An 18989-nucleotide genomic window follows, 5' to 3' on the forward strand; every position below is an offset into this window, starting at 1 on the left:
GGCAGTCTCATTGATGACGCTGCATAAATAAACCCGGATACTTCGATATCTGTCATGTATATCCGCATGAATCGGAGGAGCGATGGACCTCAACGCCGTGCGCATGCTGGTGCAGGTGGCCGAAGCGCGCAGCTTCACGGTCGCCGCCGGCCAGCTGGGGATCAGCCAGTCCGGGCTGTCGCGGGCGATCGGGCGGCTGGAAAGCGCGCTCGGTGTGCGCCTGCTCCACCGCAATACGCGCAACGTCAGCCTGACCCCGGATGGCCGCCAGTTCGTCGAACATTGCGCGCCGCTGCTGAGCGGGCTGGAGGATGCCGAGCGGCGCCTGGGCGATCGGCCGTCCACGCCGTCGGGCGTGTTGAAGCTGACCGCGCCGTCAATGTTCGGGCGCAAGGTGCTGGTGCCCTTGGCGGGGCAACTGATGGCCGCCCATCCCCAGCTGCAGTTCGAGCTGGTGCTCAATGACCGGCTGGTCGATCTGGTCGAGGAAGGTTTCGATGCGGCGCTGCGCACCGGGCCGATCAGCGATGTGCGCATGGTGGCGCGGCCCCTGCGCCCGTTGAACTGGGTCACGGTCGCCTCGCCGGCCTATATCGCGCGGCACGGAGAACCCGCCAGCGTCGATGCACTGCACGATCACGCCTGCCTGGCGGTGCGCAATCTGCGCAGCGGGCGGTTGGTGGACTGGCAGTTCCGCGAGGCCGACGGTCAGCTGCGCGAGTTCACCCCGCCGGCGCGGATGGTGTTCGACAGCGGCGACCCGCTGGTGGAAGGCGCGCTTGCCGGGATCGGCATCGTGCAGGTGATGGATTTCGCGGTGGCCGATGCGCTCGCCGACGGCCGGCTGCAGCGGGTGCTGCAACCGTTCGAGGGGCGCAGCCGGGTGCTGTCGCTGGTATACCCGCCCTCGCGGCAGGCCTCGCCGAAGCTGCAGGTGTTGGCGGAGGCGTTGTTGGGCGGTGATTGGTAACCCGCCGGATCACGACCAACGGTCGTGATCGGCCGGGCGACGCACGGGGCAGCCCGGTAGGTGGCGACCGTTGGTCGGCACACCACCATCAACCCGCGAAGCGATCCGTCGCACGCACCAGCGCGTCGACATTCTCGGCTTCGAACGCGGAGTGACCCGACGCCGGGCTGATCTCCAGCGTCGATTTCGGCCACGCCTTGTGCAGTTCCCACGCACTCTGCAGCGGGCAGACCACGTCGTAGCGGCCGTGCACGATCACGCCCGGAATATCGGCGATGCGGTGCGCGTCGCGCAGCAGCTGTTCTTCCACCTCGAAGAAACCGCCGTTGACGAAGTAATGGTTCTCGATGCGGGCGAAGGCCAACGCGAACTGCGGATCCTGGTGGCTGTTCACGAAGTCATCGTCCACGTGCAGGAAGCTGGTTGCGCCTTCCCACACGCTCCACGCCTTGGCCGCGGCCAGGCGGGTGGCTTCATCGTCGCTGGTCAGGCGGCGGTGGAAGGCGGAGATCAGGTCGTGGCGCTCCACGGCCGGGATCGGCTCGAGGTAGTGCTCCCACGCATCCGGGAACAGGCGGTTGGCGCCTTCCTGGTAGAACCATTCCAGCTCCCAGCGGCGCAGCATGAAGATGCCGCGCAGGACCAGCTCGGTCACGCGCTGCGGTCGGGTCTGGGCATAGGCCAGCGCCAGGGTCGAGCCCCAGCTGCCGCCGAAGACCTGCCAGCGATCCACCTTGAGGTGCTCGCGCAGTGTTTCGATATCGGCGACCAGGTCCCAGGTGGTGTTGTCGACCAGGTCCGCATGCGGCGTGGAACGGCCGGCACCGCGCTGGTCGAACAGGATGATCCGGTACTTGGCCGGGTCGTGGAACTGGCGCATTTTGTCGCTGCAGCCGCCGCCCGGGCCACCGTGCAGCATCACCACCGGCTTGCCGTCGGGATTGCCGCACTGCTCGAAGTACAGCGTGTGGCGGTCATCGACCTTCAGGGTGCCGACGTCGTAAGGGGTGATGGCGGGATACAGCGTACGCATGACAGGAACTCCATGTGGAATGACAGTCGCCGCATCACGCTGCGCGGCGGCCCGGTGGACAGGTCATTCTAGCCTCGGGGTCACCGCAGGGACGGCACGCGGTCAGGCCGGCAGACAGCCCAGGCTCACCCGGTCGCGCTGTTCCAGATCGCGCTCCGTGGCGACCGACTGGAAACCGGCGTCCCGCAGCAGCGCGCGGATCGCCGCGCCCTGGTCCCAGCCGTGTTCGATCAGCAGCCAACCGCCGGGAAGCAGGTGCGCTGCCGCACCGGCGATGATCAGCCGGATGTCGTCCAGCCCATCAAGGCCGGAGGCCAGCGCGGTGGCCGGCTCGAAACGCAGGTCACCCTGCACCAGGTGCGGGTCGTCGCTGGCGATATACGGCGGGTTGGTCGCGATCAGATCGAACCGCTCACCGGCCAGCGGGGCATACCACGCGCCTTGCCGGAAGCTGACGTTGCCCAGCGCGTGACGCTGCGCGTTGCGCGCCGCGACCGCCAATGCGGCCTCGCTGAAGTCGGTGGCGATGACAGTGGCCTGCGGCCGCTCGCTGGCCAGCGCCAAGGCGATTGCGCCGCTGCCGGTGCCCAGATCCGCGATCCGCAGCGGGCGGTTCTCCGGCAACCGCGCCAGCGCCAGCTCGACCAGCAGCTCGGTCTCCGGGCGCGGGATCAGGGTGGCCGGGCTGACCTCCAGATCCAGGGTCCAGAAACCGCGGCGGCCCAGCAGGTAGGCCACCGGCGCGCCGGCCACGCGCTTGGCGAGCAGGGCCTCGAACGCCGCGGCATGCGCCGGCTCGACCGGATCGGTGGCGTGCGCGAACAGCCAGCTGCGCTCGCGCTCCAGGACGTGCAGCAACAGCAGTTCCGCTTCGTGCCGGCCTTCCACGCCGGGCAGGCGGGCGGCGGCATCGGCGAGCAGCTGGCGGATGTCAGGGGCGGCGGCGGTCATGGCGGGACGGAACAGCGGTGGGGCGCGCAGTGTAGTCCACGGGGCCCTGGGGGCCGGCCCCGCGCCGGGGCTGTCCGCGACCGGCAACCGATTGAATCCACGCATCGACACTCATATATGGATTTGTAGCCGCTATCGATTTCGCCACGAAATCCGAGGGTGCCGGCCAGCCGAGCCGCGCGACCGTTCAGGTTGCCGTGTCCCCGGATATGCAGAAGCTATGGCACCGCCCGCCGCCTGTTCGGGCGTGGTCATTGCGCTGCAACGGTTCTGACGGATAGCGCCGCCACCCTTCATCGCAGGATCAGCTGCTTTTGATAGTCTATGGCTATCGCATAGATGCAATCAATGGATTGTCCTTATGGGAACGGAGCCGCTAACCTGTGTTGGTCGCTTCACCCACCCCCTTCACCAAGAGGAACAACGATGTCGCTCATCAACACCCAGATCCAGCCGTTTGAAGCCAACGCCTACCAGAACGGCGAGTTCATCAAGGTCTCCGACGCCACCCTGAAGGGTCACTGGTCCGTGCTGATCTTCATGCCGGCCGCGTTCACCTTCAACTGCCCGACCGAGATCGAAGACGCCGCCGATCATTACGCCGAATTCCAGAAGGCCGGTGCCGAGGTCTACATCGTCACCACCGATACGCACTTCTCGCACAAGGTGTGGCACGAAACCTCGCCGGCCGTCGGCAAGGCGCAGTTCCCGCTGGTCGGCGACCCGACCCACCAGCTGACCAACGCTTTCGGCGTGCATATTCCGGAAGAAGGCCTGGCCCTGCGCGGCACCTTCATCATCAACCCGGAAGGCGTGATCAAGACCCTGGAGATCCACTCCAACGAGATCGCCCGTGACGTCTCCGAGACCCTGCGCAAGCTGAAGGCTGCCCAGTTCACCGCCGCCAACCCGAACCAGGTGTGCCCGGCGAAGTGGAAGGAAGGCGAAAAGACCCTGACCCCGTCGCTGGACCTGGTCGGCAAGATCTAAGCCGCTTCTCATCCCCATCCCCGCCCGCCGGGGGTGGGGGTGAACCCAAGCCGGTGCCCCACGCGCCGGTTTCGGTTCACCCCCATGTCGCGCAGATGCACCCGCGGGGTTCGTCGACGCTGTTCCCTTGCCTGAATCAAGGAGTTTTTCGATGTTGGATGCCAACCTCCAGTCCCAGCTGAAAACCTATCTGGAACGTGTCACCCGTCCGATCCAGATCACGGCGCACGTGGATGACGGCGCCAAGTCGCAGGAGATGCTCGAGCTGCTGAACACGCTGACCTCGCTGTCGACGCAGATCAGCCTGGACGTGCGTCGCGACAGCAGCGAGCGCACGCCCTCGTTCGCGCTGACCACGCCGGGCCAGGACATCCACCTGGCGTTCGCGGGCCTGCCGATGGGCCATGAGTTCACCTCGCTGGTGCTGGCACTGCTGCAGGTCGGCGGCCACCCCTCCAAGGCCACGGCCGAGCTGATCGAGCAGGTGCGCAACCTGGAGGGCGAGTACCGCTTCGAAACCTACTTCTCGCTGTCCTGCCAGAACTGCCCGGACGTGGTCCAGGCGCTGAACCTGGCAGCGGTGCTGAACCCGCGCATCCAGCACGTGGCGATCGATGGCGGGCTGTTTCCGGCCGAGGTCGAAGCGCGCCAGATCATGTCCGTGCCGACCGTGTACCTCAACGGTGAAGTGTTCGACCAGGGCCGCATGACGCTCGAGCAGATCGTCGCCAAGCTGGACACCGGTGCGTCCAGGCGCGATGCCGAAAAGCTCAGCACCAAGGCACCGTTCGACGTGCTGGTGGTGGGCGGCGGTCCGGCCGGCGCGGCCGCGGCGATCTATGCCGCGCGCAAGGGCATCCGCACCGGTGTGGCGGCCGAACGTTTCGGTGGCCAGGTGCTGGATACGATGGCGATCGAGAACTTCATCTCGGTCAAGGAAACCGAAGGTCCGAAGCTGGCCGCGGCGCTGGAACAGCATGTGCGCGAGTACGAGGTGGACATCATGAACCTGCAGCGCGCCACCGCACTGGTGCCGGCAGGCGAAGATGGTCTGGTGGAGATCAAGCTGGAGAACGGCGCGTCGCTGAAGTCGCGTTCGGTGATCCTGTCCACCGGCGCACGCTGGCGCCAGATGAACGTGCCCGGCGAAGACCAGTACCGCAACAAGGGCGTAGCGTACTGCCCGCATTGCGACGGTCCGTTGTTCAAGGGCAAGCGTGTCGCGGTGATCGGCGGGGGCAACTCCGGCGTGGAAGCGGCGATCGATCTGGCGGGTCTGGTGACGCATGTGACCCTTCTGGAATTTGATGACAAACTGCGGGCCGATGAAGTGCTGCAGAAGAAGCTGCGCAGTCTGGGCAACGTCACCATCATCACCAGCGCCCTCACCCAGGAAGTGCTGGGCGATGGCCAGAAGGTGACGGGCCTGGTCTACCAGGACCGCGTCGGGGGCGACTCGCACCGGGTGGAACTGGAAGGCATCTTCGTGCAGATCGGTCTTCTGCCGAATACCGAATGGTTGAAGGACACGGTGGCCCTGTCACCGCGTGGCGAGATCCTGATCGACGACCGCGGCCAGACCAGCGTGCCGGGTGTCTTCGCCGCAGGTGATTGCACAACCGTTCCGTACAAGCAGATCGTCATCGCGATGGGCGCCGGTTCCACTGCGGCACTGAGCGCCTTCGATCACCTGATCCGCACCTCCGTTCCCAAGAGCAGCGGCGCTGTCGCCGAAGCTGCCTGAAACGTCCGGTTCCCGGTTCGCCGGGAACCTTGTCTGTCTGCTGGGTAGCCACGCCATCACCCGGTCCATTGCCGTGAGAGGTCCAAGGAAATGAACCTACGTGATTTGAAATATCTGGTGGCGCTGGCCGACCATCGCCATTTCGGCAAGGCCGCCGCTGCCTGCTTCGTCAGCCAACCCACCCTGTCCACCCAGATCCGCAAGCTCGAGGATGAGCTGGGTCTGCCGCTGGTGGAGCGCGCACCGCGCAAAGTCATGCTGACCCCGGCCGGGGTGGAGGCCGCCGCGCGTGCACGCACGATCGTGGCCGAAGTGGAGCAGATGAAAGAAGCTGCGCGACGCAGTCGCGATCCCGAGGCCGGCACGGTCCGGCTCGGCATCTTCCCGACGCTGGGTCCGTACCTGTTGCCGCATGTGATCCCCAACATCCGCGAGCGCTTCCCGCAGCTGGAGCTGTTGCTGGTCGAGGAAAAGAGCGACGAGCTGCTGACCCGCCTGCGCGAGGGCAAGCTGGACGCCGCCCTGCTGGCGTTGCCGCTGGACGATGACCAGCTGCATGCCGAATTCCTGTTCGAAGAGCCCTTCCTGCTGGCGGTCTCGCAGCAGCACCCGCTGGCGCGCCGCCAGCACCTGGACGTGCAGGAGCTGTCGTCGCAGAAGCTGCTGCTGCTCGAGGACGGGCACTGCCTGCGCGACCAGGCGCTGGCGGTGTGCCGGCTGTTCGGGGCCAACGAGAAATCCGAGTTCCGCGCGACCAGCCTGGAAACGCTGCGGCAGATGGTGGCCGCCGATGTGGGCATCACCCTGCTGCCGACGCTCTCGGTCAAGCCGCCGGTGCCCCGCTCGGACAACATCCGCCTGCTGGATTTCAGCGGCGATGACCGCCCCAGCCGCCGCATCGCGATGGCATGGCGCCGCAGTTCGGCGATGACCGGCTTCCTGGAGCAGCTGGCCCAGCAGTTCAAACGGCTGCCGCAGGGCCTGTTCGCGCTGGAGTCCACCGATGTCCCGGTGGCCGCCGCCACGCCGTTGCCACGCGCCGGCTGAGCCTGCCTGAACCGGCCGACGCGGCCGATACGCCGGACGGGTCGCATCCGTCTACGATTGTCAGCACAATAGAACGAGGCGGTGCCAGCAGGCGCCGCCTTTTTGCATGGGTCTTCCACAAACGCAAGGAGCTACACCATGTCCACTTCCAGCGGACTGCCCCCCTCGATCATCGTTTCAAGCCACGACATGGACCGCCTGGACGCCATGCTCGAGTCTCCCGCTGTCAGCCAGACGCCCGCCGGGATCGCCCTGGCCGAGGAGCTCAACCGCGCGACCGTCGTGGCGCCGGACGAGGTTCCCGAGGGCACCGTCATGATGCATTCGCGCGTGGAGTGCGAAGATGAGCTGCAGAACGAAAAGCACGTTCTGACGCTGGTCTATCCGCGTGAGGCCGATGTTGAACAGGGCAAGGTCTCGATCCTGGCACCGGTGGGTACCGCCCTGCTGGGCCTGTCGATCGGCCAGACCATGGATTGGGTGGCCCCGGGTGGGCGCAAGCTGCGCCTGCGGGTGACCGCCGTCCATCACCAGTCCCACGCCTGATCCCGCCTGCTGCGTCGTCGCGCAGGTTCCACCGATTCGTCCCAGGAGTTGCAATGAGCACCGTTTCGCTGTCCAAACTCTCCCAGCTGCGCGATCTGTCCGTGGTGGTTGCCGATACCGGCGATTACGAAGCGATCAAGCGCTTGAAGCCGGTCGACTGCACGACCAATCCCACCCTGGTGAAGAAGGCGCTGGATCTGCCGGTGTACGCCGATCTGATCGACAGCGCGCTGGCCTGGGGCCGCGAGCAGGGCGGTGAGCGCGAGACCATCGTGCACGCGGTGGCGGATCGGCTGACCGTGGGCGTGGGTACGCTGCTCAGCACGCTGGTACCGGGCCGGGTCTCGACCGAGGTCGATGCGGACCAGGCGCACGATACGGCGGCGACGGTGGCCAAGGCGCGCCAGTTCATCGCGATGTACGAAGCGGCCGGCGTGCCGCGCAGCAAGGTGCTGATCAAGATCGCGGCGACCTGGGCCGGCGTGGAAGCGGCACGCCAGCTGCAGGCCGAGGGGATCGACTGCAACCTGACGCTGATCTTCAACCCGACCCAGGCGCTGGCCTGTAGCGAGGCCGGTGCGTTCCTGATTTCGCCCTTCGTTGGCCGCATCCTGGACTGGTATGTAGCCAATGGCCAGGCGCCGGCCAGCATCGATGAGGACCCGGGCGTGGTGTTCGTGCGCGGCGTGTATGCCGAGTTCAAGCGCCGCGGCTCGCCGACGGTGGTGATGGGCGCGTCGTTCCGTTCGACGGCGCAGATCGAGGCACTGGCGGGCTGCGATCGCCTGACGATCTCGCCGGAGCTGCTGGAGAAGCTGGACGCGGATCACGGCGAACTGCCGCGCAGGCTGGTGGCCGGTGCGGCGGAATCCGTCCAGGTGACGCCGATCGATGGCGCGCGGTTTGCGGCGGATCTGGCAGCCGACCCGATGGCGACGGAGAAGCTGGCGAGCGGCATCGATGCGTTCGCCAAGGATCTGGAGGCGTTGCGCCAGACGATCCGCGAGCGGCTGTAAGCGGTCATCCGCTCTCTGGCTGCCTCCTGAACCAATGTAACGGCCTTGACGCGGCCTCCACCTGAATTCACCCGGGCTTGGCACCGGCAGGCAGACACTTGGTCCATGTTCCATAAACAGGGATCGACCATGAAGACGAGCATCCGCGTGTTGTGCCTGGGCAGTTTGCTGGCGGTGTCGGCCGTTGCCGGCGCACAGACTTACGGCCCCAAGGACGAAGGACGCCGCTTCAACGACGGCAGCAAGGTTGTCTGCCATAACGTCGAGGTCCAGCGTAATTCCAAGGATCCCAACCGCATCACGGGCACCGCGACCGGCGCGGTGGTGGGCGGTCTCTTGGGCAACCAGGTAGGCGGCGGCAACGGCAAGAAACTGGCCACGGTCGCCGGTGCGGTTGCAGGTGGCGCCGCCGGGCGCCAGATCCAGGGCAACCAGCAGTCCAAGAATGGCGACCGCGTGGTCGAGCGCCGCTGCGAGCGCCAGTACCGCTGATCCATCCCTGTCCTGATCGATCCCCACATGGGGGCGACGGTTGAGGGAAGGGGAAGTGCAGAATGAGATGGCGGCCTCCGGGCCGCCATTTCGTTTTGCCTTCTCTGCCACCCGGTTGCAGCATCCCTCGTACGTCTGCGCACGTTCCCGCGTATATCGAGGCGAGGGCGGATCAGCGCAGCGGCGGACTGCCGGCCAGCGTCCGTGCGCCGGTGATGATCATCCGCAGCATCTGGGTCAGCTGTTCGATCAGCTCCGGATCCTTCTCCGGCGGCAGGTCGACCGCGGTCGCCCCCATCGCGAACACCAGGCGGGTGATCGCCTTGGAGGCCAGGGCCGGCTCGTGCAGCCGCGCACCATCGGCGGCGGCCAGGCGGATCAGATCGACCCGCAGTTCGTCTTCGAAATAATTCAGCTCGCGATCGACGGCGTGCTTGAACGCATCCGAGCCGGCCGTGCCCTCGCGCAGCAGCACGTGCAGCAGGCGGTCGTCGGCACGCAGCTGTTCCATGAAGGTCTCCACCGACAGCCGGATCACGCTGCGATCGGAGGAGGCCGCGCGCTGGCGGGCCTCGCCGATGATGGTGCGCAGCGAACGCCCGGCCAGGTCGATCAGCGCTACGGTCAGCTCGTCCATGTCGCGGAACTGACGGTAGAACGAGTTCGGGGCGATCCCGGCTTCACGCGCGACCTCGCGCAGGCTCAGCGTGGAGACGCTGCGGTGCGGCCCGATCAGGGCCAATGCCGCGGCCAGCAGATCATCGCGTGAGATCGAGGCTTTGCGCGCGGGATGGGCGTCGTCGGAGGCGGGCAGGGGCAGGTCTGGGGAGGTCATCGGGGGCAGGGGAGTCAAGTCCCTGAATCATAGCCCGTCCCGACTATATACAGCTGTATACACAGTCGTATGCTCGGCCGTATAGTGCGCAGCATGAGCACCGTCCCGCGCATCGCCGCCCGCCGTCACGCCGCCAGCCCCCGCCGCTGGGTCTCCGAGGAGCTGTTCGACTTCTGGGGCACCCGCCTGCATCCGCTGTGGACCCTGCGTCGCCCGTTGGCACGGCTGGTGTCGCGCACCGCCGAGAGCGCGGATGCCGTCACCCTGGTGCTCAAACCCAACCGCCATTTCCGCGGCCTGCTGCCGGGCCAGCACATCACCCTGGGCGTGGAGGTCGACGGCCGTCGGCTGTCGCGCAGCTACAGCCCCACCGCGCTGGCCGATGGCCGGCTGGCGATCACCGTCAAGGCGATCGCCGGCGGCGCTGTCAGCCAGCACCTGGCCCGGGCCGCGGTGATCGGAGACGTGTTCGAACTCGGCCAGGCGTTCGGTGAGATGACCCTGCCCGCAGCGCACGGCGAGCGCCTGTTGCTGCTGGCAGCCGGCAGCGGCATCACCCCGATGCGCGCCCTGCTGCGCCAACTCGACGCCTCCGGCATGTCGGCGCCGGTGGACCTGGTGTACTGGGCGCGCCGCCGCGAGGAACTGTGTTTCGCCGAGGAGCTGGCAGCGCTCGCCGCACGGCATCCCTCGTTCTCGCTGCATATCGCGCTGACCCGCGACCCGGCCGCGCCCGCCCCGCGCGTGGATGCGTTCGCGTTCGAGGCGCTGGGTGACCTGGGCAGTGCCCGTACCCTGGTGTGCGGCCCCGGCGGGTTTGTCGACGCCGCCCAGGCCCGCCTGCAGGGCCGTGTCGCCTCGCTGCAGTCCGAAGCCTTTACCCCGCCCGTCCTGCCGGCGGCGGAAACGGGCACCGTGCAGGTCGAGCTGCGTCGCAGCGGCCGCACACTTTCCCTGCCGCGGGGCACCTCGCTGCTGCAGGCGCTGGAAGCCGAAGGGCTGCGCCCGGCCAGTGGCTGCCGCATGGGCATCTGCAATACCTGTGTCTGCGGCAAGGTGTCCGGCGTCACCCGCCACACCCTGACCGGCGAGCACGCGGCCGAACCGGCCACGCAAGTAAAGCTGTGCGTGAACAGCGCCAGCACCGACCTGATCCTGGAGCTGTGACCATGTCTTCCGTGCACAACCGCGCGCTGTCCCCGGCCGAACTACAGGCTTTCGGCGATGAACTCGATGCACTGCGCGCGCGCCAGCTGGCCACGCTCGGTGCGCGCGACGCGCGCTACATCCGCCGCGTCGTTGCCGCCGTACGCTGGACCGGCGTGGCCGGCCGTGCGCTGCTGTTCCTCGGTGCGTTCGTGCACAGCGTGCTGATCCCGGCGTGGATCGCCGGCGTGGTGATGCTGGCGCTGTCCAAGATCCTGGAGAACATGGAGCTGGCGCACAACGTCATCCACGGCCAGTACGACTGGATGGGCGATCCGCAGCTGCAGGGCAGCACCTACGAATGGGACATCGTCGGCACCGCCGACGCCTGGCGCAAGACCCACAACTTCCGCCATCACACCTACACCAATGTGCGCGGGCTGGACGACGATATCGGCTATGGCCTGCTGCGCATCTTCCCCGAGCAGCGCTGGCGCCCGTTCTACCTGATGCAGCCGGTGGTCGCGGTGGTGTTCGCGCTGCTGTTCGAGTGGGGCATCGCGATACAGGACCTGCGCCTGGGCCGCGTGTTCGCCGGCAAGATGACGCTGCGCCAGCTGGGGACGCAGTTCCGCCCGGTCGGCCGCAAGATGGGCAAGCAGATGTTCAAGGACTACCTGCTGTTCCCGGCGCTGGCCGGCCCGTTCTTCCTGCCGGTGCTGCTGGGCAACGTGGCGGCCAACCTGATCCGCAACGTGTGGACCTACGTGATCATTTTCTGCGGTCATTTCACCGCGGACGCGGAGACCTTCCCGAAGGAATGCGTGCGCGATGAAAGCCGCGGCCACTGGTACCTGCGCCAGCTGCGCGGCTCGTCCAACCTGACCGGCGGCAAGCTGATGAACGTCATGTCGGGCAATCTCAGCCACCAGATCGAACATCACTTCTACCCGGATATCCCGGCCAACCGCTACGCCGCGGTCGCGGTCGAGGTGAAGGAGATCTGCGCGCGTTACGGCCAGCACTACAACACCGGTTCGCTGCCGCGCCAGTTCGGCCAGGTGATGTGGCGGATCGTGCGCCATGCCTTCCCGAGCAGGCCGGGCCGCGCGCGTGCGCTGCCGGCGGTAGGCGAGGCGAGTCGCCAGCCGGGCTGATCAGAGAGGGAGTTCGAGCTGGAGGCGCAGCAGCGGCGAAGCCCTGCGTTGCCGCCGCAGCTGCTCGGTGCCTTCGTCGCTGATCCGCGATTGCCCGGTGTGCAGCGACGGGTGCAGCGTGTTGTTGAGGCTCAGCCGTAGTTTGCTGCCTGCGCGCAGCGACCACAGCGAATACAGGTCCAGCTCGCGTGCGTAGGCGCTGGTCTCGAACTGTCCGGGACTGACCTGCACCGAACCGCCGGTCCGGTAGGTGTAACTGCCGCCGACCGTCCAGCCGGTGCGGATCAGATAGTCCGCGCCCAGCGTGCTGCTGAAGCGCACCTGCTCATCGAGGCGGTTGTCCGGACCGGGCACATCGTCCACGCGCGAATCGTTGGCGGTCGCATTGAAGCGGAGCGCTACATCCGGCGCAGCGGCGATCACCTGCGCCAGGCGCAACGCGGTATCCATCTCCACGCCCCAGGTCATCGCGGTGCCGCCGTTCACCGGCGAGGCCACCCAGCGCCCGTCCTGCAGATGCGTCTCGGTGCGGATCACGTCCGTGATCCGTCGCACATAGCCCCCCACACTCAGCTGCGCGCCTTCCTTGCCGTAGGTCTCGTAGGACAGGTCCAGCCCGGTCGCCAGCTCCGGGCGCAGCGCAGGGTTGCCGCGTTCGTCGGGATTGAGCGGGCGGTTGTTGGTGGAGGTGTACGGACGGGGGATCAGCGATGCCAGCGTGGGCGAGCGGTAGGTGCGGGTGAGCGCGACGCGCAGCTGATCGCTCGTGGTGCCGGGGATTTTCCAGAGCGACTGCAGCACAGGCGACAGTATTTGCTCGCGCCGATGGATGCCGCTGAATCCGCTGCCTTCACTACGCGTATCGATCTGCTCCCAACGCGCCCCGGCATAGACCGACCAGCGCTCGCTGAGGGTGACGTCGTCCTGGGCATAGAGCGCCAGCCGCCGGATGCGGGCGTCGAAGGCCAGGTCACTGAACCACTCCGCTTCCCCGCCGACCGGCAGCAGGTGCTGCACCCGCGACTCGTCACGACGGTCTTCGCTGCCTTCCCAACCGAGCTGCAGCGCATGACGCCCGCGGGATGGCAGCGTGTATTTTCCGGTGCTGTTGAGGTCGCGCACGCTCAGCCGCGCATTGGTGTGGTCGTCCAGGTTCTGTTGCCCCTCCGGTGACCGACCCTGCTCGCGGTAGGCATAGCGCTCGCGGTTGCCGCCGAGGCGCAGTCTGGTGGTGAATGTGCCGCCCTGTTCGAAGGCGCGCGTCCACGTCACGCTGCCGTTGGCCTGGGCGACATCGATGCGCGTGCGTTGTTGATACCGACTCGTCCGCAGTGGCGCGCCGAGTGTGCTGATCCAGTCGATGTCAGTGACGCGGTTGAACCGGCTGGCATCGACGAGGCCCTGCAACGCAAGCGTGTCACCGTTCTCCAGCGTGGCTTCCAGGCTGGGGGCCAGCGAGAGCACATCGCGGTTCCCGCCCGCGCGCAGGGTGGTGTCGCGCAGCACGGTCGGGGTTCCCTCCGGGTCCCACGCGCGTTCGGTGCCGGTTTCCTCGACGAGGAACTCGCGACGCGATGCGGTCGCCGTGATCGCACTGCTGCGATGTCCGGCGCGCCGGTTGCGCTGCCAGCTGGCCGAGGGCGTGTTGCGGCCATTGCTACTGCCCCAGGCCACCGTCAGCTGGTCGGCATCCGTGCGTGCACCGGCGGCCAGCACGATGTTGATCGAGCCGGCGATCGCTTCGCCACGCTGGTCGGCGGTCGGCGCGCGGATGATCTCCACCCGCTCGACCATCTCCGGCGTGAGCGAATCCAGATCGAAGCCGGTGGGCGCTTTCTGGCCATTGAGCAGGATCTGGGTGTAGCCCGCGCCCAACCCTCGCAGCGACAGCGCGCCGCTGCGACCGGGGGCGCCGGTGCCGACGGTGATGCCCGGCAGGCGTTTGAGCGCATCGACCAGGCCGGGGTCGCCGTACTGGCGCAGCGCCGCGGCGCCGATCACGATCCGGGTGGCGGTGTCGTCGCGGCGGATGTCGTAGGCCTGCGCCTGCACCTGTACGGTGTCCAGCGCGGTGGTCGGCGGAGTCGCTGGCGCGGGGAGTGACTGCGCAGCGCTCGGGAACGCGGTGCATAGCGGGGCCAGGGCCAGGGCGATGCGGAACGAAGAAGTCATGGGCGATCCGTGCAGAAGGGCCAGGTACGCATTTCGCCGGGCAACACGCGCCCCTCCTGTGGCCAGGAAAACGAAATGCAGCGGTGGTTTCGGGGGAGCGGCTTAGCGGGTCATGGCAGGTGCGCCTGCGGATCGACGCGCTCACCGTTGCGCAGCATTTCCAGATGCAGGTGCGGGCCGGTCACGCGCCCGGTGCTGCCGACCCGTGCGATCTGCTCGCCGGCATGTACCTGCTGGCCGACCGCCACATCGGCACTCTGCAGGTGGGCGTACAGCGTCTGCCACCCCTGGCCGTGGTCGATCACCACCACCGTGCCGTACTGCGGGCCATCGGGGTAGGTGGTCGTTGCGGCCACGACGCGGCCGTCCGCCGGCGCCAGCACTGGCGTGCCCGGGCGCGCACCGAAATCGGTGCCGCGATGCGGGCGCTGACGGATGCTGCCGGTATCGCCGAAGCGACCCGTGATCCGCGGGGTGACCAATGGCGCCTGGAACAGGATCTCGATGGGGGTGTTGCCCATCGGCGGCAGCGGCAATGCGGCGTGGGTGGTCGAGCTCAACGCCGGGGCACTCGAGGCGGCAGGGCCTTGCAGCGGTCGCGCGGTGCTGGCCTGCATCACCATCAGCGCGCAGCCGATGATCAGTGCGCTGCCCAGCAGCATGGCACCTCGTGATCCCGACAGTGGCCTTGCAGCATCGCCATGCAGCATGTGGCGGATGCGGATCTCATGCCCGGCCAGATCGCGGTGGGTCAGTGCGGTGGAGGGCCTGTGGGCCGCCGTGGAAAGTCGCAGCATGCGTACGTAGGCTGCAGCGAACTCGCGCCCGCCGTGGGCATCACCGGCGAGTGCATGTGCATCACAGCGCAGCTCTGCCGCCAGCTGCACACGCGCACCGATCCGCGCCAGGAACGGGTTGAACCACAGGAGCGCATTGAACACCGCCATCAGCCCGGCGCGTTGGGGATCGCAGCGCATCAGGTGAGCAGCTTCATGGCCGAGGATCAGGCACAGGGCGCGATCATCCAGCGCTTGCAGTGCCGAGGCCGGAAGCACGATCAAGGGCCGAGGCCAGCGCACCGCGCACGGGCTCACCGGCAACGTGCTGAGCCGGCAGGCGATGCCGGCCGACCGCAGCCGAAGCGCTGAAGCCCGACTGCGCGGGCCTGGCCAGGCTTCCGGCGCGATCGGCGTAGTCGCGCGGCACAGCCGGCCCGTCGCCCGCGTGCCGAGCAGGACGCGCAGCAATGCGACACCCACGCCGATCAGGTAGAGCGCGGCCAGCAACGTGGCGGTGGCCGGACGCGTCCAGCCGGACGCCATTACGGTCCGGTCTGTCGCACCGGAATCGCCCAGGTCCAGCGCGAGCGGCAAGGGCATGCTCAACGCCGTTGGCAATGAGACGAGCGGTGCGGGCGCCCACAGCGCCAGTACTGCCGACAGCAGCACCGGCATCACCGCCAGCAGCCACAGCCCCATCCAGTAGCCCTGCGCGGCGTGGGAGAGACCCAGCCGCCGGTGGAGACGTTGGCCGGCGGCCCACGCGAGCCAGCCACCGGCCAAGGCGCCGGCCCCATGCACCACCCAGAACCCGAGCGTCGGCAGGGTCATGCCGGGTCATCCTGGGCAGGCGCGCGCAGCAGGGCATCGAGCTGCTGAAGTTCCTGCTCGCTGAGCAGGCGGCTGTCGGCGAAGGCCTGCGCCGGCAACGCGCCGTCGAGCTCCAGCACCCGGCGCGCGAAGTCGGTGCTGAGCGCGGCCAGCGTGGCGACCTTGCCCACCTTCGCGCGGTACATGTTCAAGCCGTGCTCGACGGTTTCCTCGACCAGACCTTTGTCGACCATGCGTTCCAAGGTCTTGCGTGTGGAGGAATAGGACCAGTCCAGCGTGGCCACCGCACCGTTGTGCACTTCGCGCGCGCTGCAGGCGCCTTGGCGCCAGAGCGCTTTGAGCAGTTCCAGCTCGGCATTGGAGGGGGTAGGCAGCGCGGACATGAGACTCCAAGTTCGGCGAGGTGTCGCAAGTGTGCGACATATGTCGCACACGATGCAACAGGGCGGTTACTGAAGTGGATCAATGCCGTCGACGACCGGTCAGTCGCTCTCGCCGATCCTGCCTTCGGCCAACGGCACCCGGGAGCCGTCCAGCAGCCCGCGGCTGAGCGTGCCGTGCTCGATGAACAGCAGCTCGCCGTTCTCGCCGTTCTTGATGCTGCTGTCGATGGCGATGATGCGGTCGCCGTGGAAGCTGCTGACATGCGGCATCGAGGTGTGGCCGACCACGATGCGGGCGAGGTCCAGCTGTTCCAGCAGCCTCTCCACCTGGGCGGTGTCCATGCGGCCATCGAAGTAGCCGCGGTACCAGATCGGGCTGGTCTTGCCGTCGAACAGGCGGGCGGTGTCCGGCGCGGCCTTGACCTGCTCCTTGGGCAGGCCGACCGCCGCTTGATAACCGGCATTGGTCGCGTCCATCCCGCGGACCAGGTCCAGGTTCTCCGGCGCGATGCCGCCGTGCAGGAACAGGGTATCGCCGATGCGCAGCAGGACCGGGCGGGTGCGCAGCCACTGGCCGATCGTCGAATCCGGGCCATACAGCGCCGGATAGGAGCGGCCGAGCAGCTGCGCGGATTTGAGGTACTTCGGGTTGACGTAGCGCAGGTCGTTGTAGAGCACCATCGTCTCGTGGTTGCCGAGCACGAAGTGCACCGCACCACCGGCGGCCGCGGCCTGCTGCTGCAGGCTGTACAGCAGCCAGAAGGCCTCGGTGACCTGCGGGCCGCGGTCGAACACATCGCCGGCCACCACCAGCGTGGCGTCGCCCAGCGCCCAGTGGTCCTCGTTGTCGATCACGTGGTGCGCCCGCAGCAGCCTCACCAGCAGGCCGTACTGGCCGTGGATGTCCGACAGCGCGACGATCCGCGGCGTGGCCGGGAACCGGGCGATCTCCGCGGTGCGCGGCGGCAGTACCGTCAGCGGGTGCGGATAGCCGCACGCGGGCGCGATCACCGTGGCCTCGCCGCGCGCCGGCAGTGTGCGGCGGATCACCTGGTCCTTGCATACCCAGGCCGCTTCCAGCCCCGTGGCGGTGCGGAACACATAGGGGCCGTCGGCATCGACGTGCTCGGCCGGTGCGGCCACCTCGCGCGCGGCGCCCGGCAGCGGTGCCATCAGCAGCGCCGACTGGAGCAGCAGCACGGCAGGGCGGGTCAGGGCGCGGCGGATCGACATCGAGGTGTTCCTGTGGCGGAGTGCAATGCGGCGATGCTACGCCGCCTGCGCCGCCCCGGGCATGCGCCATTGGTCAGCCCGGTATGCCGCAACAGGTGCCTCACCCGCGCTGCAGGGCCTGCCGTCCGGGTGCATCGGGCAGGTCGTCGCTGGCCAGCACCACGCGGTCGCGACCGCGTTTCTTGGCCTGGTACATCGCCGCATCGGCACGCGCCATCAGGCGCTCGTAGTCGGGATGGCCATCATGAGCCGCCACGCCGATGCTGGTGGTCAGCGACAGCGTCAGGCCACTGGCCAGCTGCACCGGGCTCTGCGCGATGTGCTTGCGCAGGTTCTCGGCGATCACTTCGGCCTGCACGTCGGTGGCGGCCACCAGCACCACCACGAACTCCTCGCCGCCATAGCGGAACAGATAATCGCTGCCGCGGGTGAGCTGGCCCAGCAGGGCGGCCACGTGCTGCAGGGCGCGGTCACCGCCGTCGTGGCCGTGCGCATCGTTGATCGCCTTGAAGTGATCCAGATCGAGCAGCAGCACCGAGAACGGCGTCTGCGTGGAATTGGCCAGTTCGATTTCGCGGCGCAGCACGGTCGGCAGGAAGCGTCGGTTGAGCAGGTTGGTCAACGCATCGCTGCCGGCATCGAGTTCGCCGATCCGCTCGAACAACATGCCCATCAACGTACGGATCTGCGCCAGCCGCTCGCGGATGCCCTGCAGGGCGCCGAAGCGTGCCGCGAAATCGGCATGCGCCAGGGCTTCCTGCAGCTGCGTATCGACCGCGGCCACCAACGCGCCGACCTGGCCGGTCTCGCTGCTTTCGCCGAAACTGGGAATGCCCTTGTGGGTGAACCACAGGCCGAACTCGGACTGCGCCAGTCCGGTGAGCTCCGCCTCGGCATTCTGGCTGGCCATCGCGTAGAGCAGGGCGTTTTCCCAGTCGAGCAGCAGGGCACGCTGCCGTTCGCGCTCGGTGCTGACGTTCTGCACCAGCGAGAACAGGCGATATGCCGCATCGGTACGCGAGGAGCGCTCACGTGCATGGGTATAGGCGAGCGTCATGCCCTCCAGTGCGATATCCATCGACGCGCTGAGACAGTGGATCGCCGCGAACGCGGTGGCGCTTTCCTCGGCCTGCGCGATGATGCGGTCGAACAGGCGGTGCTTGAGCACGCGCGCGCCGCGGGCGACCAGATCCACCGGGATGCCGACACGGGCGTGCACGTCACCGATCACCCGCTGCGCGGCGACCAGTGCGTTGATGCTGTCCGGCGTGGCGGTGAGGATCTGCTGCAGCCAGCGCTGCATCGCCGGCTTCAGGCGCAGCCGCACCTGGTCGTGCGAGAGGAAGCGGCCCGCGCGCGGGTCTTCAAGCAGCACATCGTAGAAGTGGTGGGCCAGCTCGGGCGGGCTTTCCGCCGACAGGCCCGCCAACAGTGCCGCCGCGGCGGCCGGCGTCTGCGCCAGCGTCTGGCTCCAGGCCAGCGCGAGCGGCTGGCTGGCATCATCAAGGTTTGGAACGTTATGCACGATTGTCTTCCCGCCACACAGGCCGTCGAGAGGTAGCGGCCGGGCGCTGTTGTTATTGAGTTGCAAACTGAACGCTGCGGTAAGTGTAATAGTCTCCGCACGAGGCGCTGCTTAACCTGCGGGCATTGTCCAGGAGAGC

17 protein-coding genes are annotated in these 18989 nt (G+C 67.7%); 9 read left to right on the forward strand and 8 right to left on the reverse strand.

Going from position 1 to position 18989, the window contains the following annotated elements; translation table 11 throughout:
- The first annotated feature begins 82 nt into the window (after window positions 1–82).
- Window positions 83–970 (forward strand): LysR family transcriptional regulator, encoded by an 888-nt coding sequence (locus ABE424_RS01775; RefSeq protein ID WP_346491306.1) that lies wholly within the window; start codon window positions 83–85, stop codon window positions 968–970.
- An 88-nt stretch (window positions 971–1058) separates the two neighbouring features.
- On the opposite strand, the gene pip is transcribed toward ABE424_RS01775, so the two are convergent.
- Together pip and prmC are read right to left on the reverse strand one after the other, a co-directional pair.
- Complete coding sequence (gene pip / locus ABE424_RS01780) at window positions 1059–2003, reverse strand: prolyl aminopeptidase (RefSeq protein ID WP_346491307.1); 945 nt, start codon at window positions 2001–2003, stop codon at window positions 1059–1061.
- 102 nt (window positions 2004–2105) lie between these two features.
- Window positions 2106–2954, reverse strand: a complete 849-nt coding sequence (gene prmC, locus ABE424_RS01785) for a peptide chain release factor N(5)-glutamine methyltransferase (RefSeq protein ID WP_346491308.1) — start codon at window positions 2952–2954, stop codon at window positions 2106–2108.
- Window positions 2955–3380: 426 nt separating this feature from the next.
- Between prmC and ahpC the strand changes: the two genes are divergently transcribed.
- The 6 genes from ahpC (at window position 3381) to ABE424_RS01815 (ending at window position 8789) form a co-directional block, all read left to right on the forward strand.
- A complete protein-coding gene (gene ahpC, locus ABE424_RS01790) occupies window positions 3381–3944 on the forward strand; it encodes an alkyl hydroperoxide reductase subunit C (RefSeq protein WP_176990330.1) in 564 nt (187 codons plus the stop codon).
- Window positions 3945–4095: 151 nt separating this feature from the next.
- Entirely contained in the window at window positions 4096–5688 is a 1593-nt protein-coding gene (gene ahpF, locus ABE424_RS01795) for an alkyl hydroperoxide reductase subunit F (RefSeq protein WP_346491309.1), read from the forward strand.
- Window positions 5689–5778: 90 nt separating this feature from the next.
- Window positions 5779–6735 carry a DNA-binding transcriptional regulator OxyR gene (gene oxyR / locus ABE424_RS01800; protein ID WP_346478247.1) on the forward strand — a complete coding sequence of 319 codons (957 nt, stop codon included), beginning with the start codon at window positions 5779–5781 and terminating at the stop codon, window positions 6733–6735.
- A gap of 138 nt (window positions 6736–6873) precedes the next feature.
- Window positions 6874–7281, forward strand: coding sequence for a nucleoside diphosphate kinase regulator (gene rnk, locus ABE424_RS01805; RefSeq protein ID WP_346478248.1), 408 nt, complete (start codon window positions 6874–6876; stop codon window positions 7279–7281).
- Between the two features lie 53 nt (window positions 7282–7334).
- Entirely contained in the window at window positions 7335–8297 is a 963-nt protein-coding gene (locus ABE424_RS01810; RefSeq protein WP_176990333.1) for a transaldolase, read from the forward strand.
- Window positions 8298–8426: 129 nt separating this feature from the next.
- Window positions 8427–8789 (forward strand): glycine zipper 2TM domain-containing protein, encoded by a 363-nt coding sequence (locus ABE424_RS01815; RefSeq protein ID WP_019184476.1) that lies wholly within the window; start codon window positions 8427–8429, stop codon window positions 8787–8789.
- A gap of 172 nt (window positions 8790–8961) precedes the next feature.
- On the opposite strand, the gene fabR is transcribed toward ABE424_RS01815, so the two are convergent.
- Window positions 8962–9624 carry an HTH-type transcriptional repressor FabR gene (gene fabR, locus ABE424_RS01820; protein WP_346492112.1) on the reverse strand — a complete coding sequence of 221 codons (663 nt, stop codon included), beginning with the start codon at window positions 9622–9624 and terminating at the stop codon, window positions 8962–8964.
- Between the two features lie 93 nt (window positions 9625–9717).
- On the opposite strand from fabR, the gene ABE424_RS01825 reads away from it, so the two are divergent.
- Together ABE424_RS01825 and ABE424_RS01830 are read left to right on the forward strand one after the other, a co-directional pair.
- Window positions 9718–10791: a ferredoxin reductase gene (locus tag ABE424_RS01825; protein ID WP_346492099.1), complete on the forward strand. Its 1074-nt coding sequence runs from the start codon at window positions 9718–9720 to the stop codon at window positions 10789–10791.
- A gap of 2 nt (window positions 10792–10793) precedes the next feature.
- Window positions 10794–11927 (forward strand): acyl-CoA desaturase, encoded by a 1134-nt coding sequence (locus ABE424_RS01830; RefSeq protein ID WP_346492100.1) that lies wholly within the window; start codon window positions 10794–10796, stop codon window positions 11925–11927.
- Here ABE424_RS01830 and ABE424_RS01835 read toward each other — a convergent pair whose 3' ends face one another.
- From ABE424_RS01835 to ABE424_RS01855, 5 genes are all read right to left on the reverse strand, one after another.
- Window positions 11928–14099: a TonB-dependent receptor gene (locus tag ABE424_RS01835; protein ID WP_346492101.1), complete on the reverse strand. Its 2172-nt coding sequence runs from the start codon at window positions 14097–14099 to the stop codon at window positions 11928–11930.
- Window positions 14100–14209: 110 nt separating this feature from the next.
- Entirely contained in the window at window positions 14210–15709 is a 1500-nt protein-coding gene (locus ABE424_RS01840; protein ID WP_346492102.1) for a M23/M56 family metallopeptidase, read from the reverse strand.
- Window positions 15706–16092 (reverse strand): type III secretion system needle length determinant, SpaN/EivJ family, encoded by a 387-nt coding sequence (locus ABE424_RS01845; protein ID WP_346492103.1) that lies wholly within the window; start codon window positions 16090–16092, stop codon window positions 15706–15708. The genes ABE424_RS01840 and ABE424_RS01845 overlap by 4 nt, the downstream gene beginning before the upstream one ends.
- A gap of 99 nt (window positions 16093–16191) precedes the next feature.
- Window positions 16192–17265, reverse strand: a complete 1074-nt coding sequence (locus ABE424_RS01850) for a metallophosphoesterase (RefSeq protein WP_346492113.1) — start codon at window positions 17263–17265, stop codon at window positions 16192–16194.
- Window positions 17266–17425: 160 nt separating this feature from the next.
- A complete protein-coding gene (locus ABE424_RS01855) occupies window positions 17426–18850 on the reverse strand; it encodes a GGDEF domain-containing protein (protein ID WP_346492104.1) in 1425 nt (474 codons plus the stop codon).
- Window positions 18851–18989: the final 139 nt, after the last annotated feature.

It is taken from the genome of Stenotrophomonas sp. TWI1149, from assembly GCF_039673155.1.
Lineage (GTDB): Bacteria > Pseudomonadota > Gammaproteobacteria > Xanthomonadales > Xanthomonadaceae > Stenotrophomonas > Stenotrophomonas maltophilia_AA.

Excerpts from the sequence above, each read along its gene's own strand:
- ABE424_RS01845 (WP_346492103.1), bottom strand. The coding sequence starts at position 16,092 with ATGTCCGCGCTGCCTACCCCCTCCAATGCCGAGCTGGAACTGCTCAAA.
- ABE424_RS01850 (WP_346492113.1), bottom strand. The coding sequence starts at position 17,265 with ATGGCACCGCTGCCGGGCGCCGCGCGCGAGGTGGCCGCACCGGCCGAG.
- prmC (WP_346491308.1), bottom strand. The coding sequence starts at position 2,954 with ATGACCGCCGCCGCCCCTGACATCCGCCAGCTGCTCGCCGATGCCGCC.
- rnk (WP_346478248.1), top strand. The coding sequence starts at position 6,874 with ATGTCCACTTCCAGCGGACTGCCCCCCTCGATCATCGTTTCAAGCCAC.
- ABE424_RS01810 (WP_176990333.1), top strand. The coding sequence starts at position 7,335 with ATGAGCACCGTTTCGCTGTCCAAACTCTCCCAGCTGCGCGATCTGTCC.
- pip (WP_346491307.1), bottom strand. The coding sequence starts at position 2,003 with ATGCGTACGCTGTATCCCGCCATCACCCCTTACGACGTCGGCACCCTG.
- ABE424_RS01830 (WP_346492100.1), top strand. The coding sequence starts at position 10,794 with ATGTCTTCCGTGCACAACCGCGCGCTGTCCCCGGCCGAACTACAGGCT.
- ABE424_RS01825 (WP_346492099.1), top strand. The coding sequence starts at position 9,718 with ATGAGCACCGTCCCGCGCATCGCCGCCCGCCGTCACGCCGCCAGCCCC.
- fabR (WP_346492112.1), bottom strand. The coding sequence starts at position 9,624 with ATGACCTCCCCAGACCTGCCCCTGCCCGCCTCCGACGACGCCCATCCC.
- oxyR (WP_346478247.1), top strand. The coding sequence starts at position 5,779 with ATGAACCTACGTGATTTGAAATATCTGGTGGCGCTGGCCGACCATCGC.
- ABE424_RS01835 (WP_346492101.1), bottom strand. The coding sequence starts at position 14,099 with ATGACTTCTTCGTTCCGCATCGCCCTGGCCCTGGCCCCGCTATGCACC.
- ABE424_RS01815 (WP_019184476.1), top strand. The coding sequence starts at position 8,427 with ATGAAGACGAGCATCCGCGTGTTGTGCCTGGGCAGTTTGCTGGCGGTG.
- ahpC (WP_176990330.1), top strand. The coding sequence starts at position 3,381 with ATGTCGCTCATCAACACCCAGATCCAGCCGTTTGAAGCCAACGCCTAC.
- ABE424_RS01840 (WP_346492102.1), bottom strand. The coding sequence starts at position 15,709 with ATGACCCTGCCGACGCTCGGGTTCTGGGTGGTGCATGGGGCCGGCGCC.
- ahpF (WP_346491309.1), top strand. The coding sequence starts at position 4,096 with ATGTTGGATGCCAACCTCCAGTCCCAGCTGAAAACCTATCTGGAACGT.
- ABE424_RS01775 (WP_346491306.1), top strand. The coding sequence starts at position 83 with ATGGACCTCAACGCCGTGCGCATGCTGGTGCAGGTGGCCGAAGCGCGC.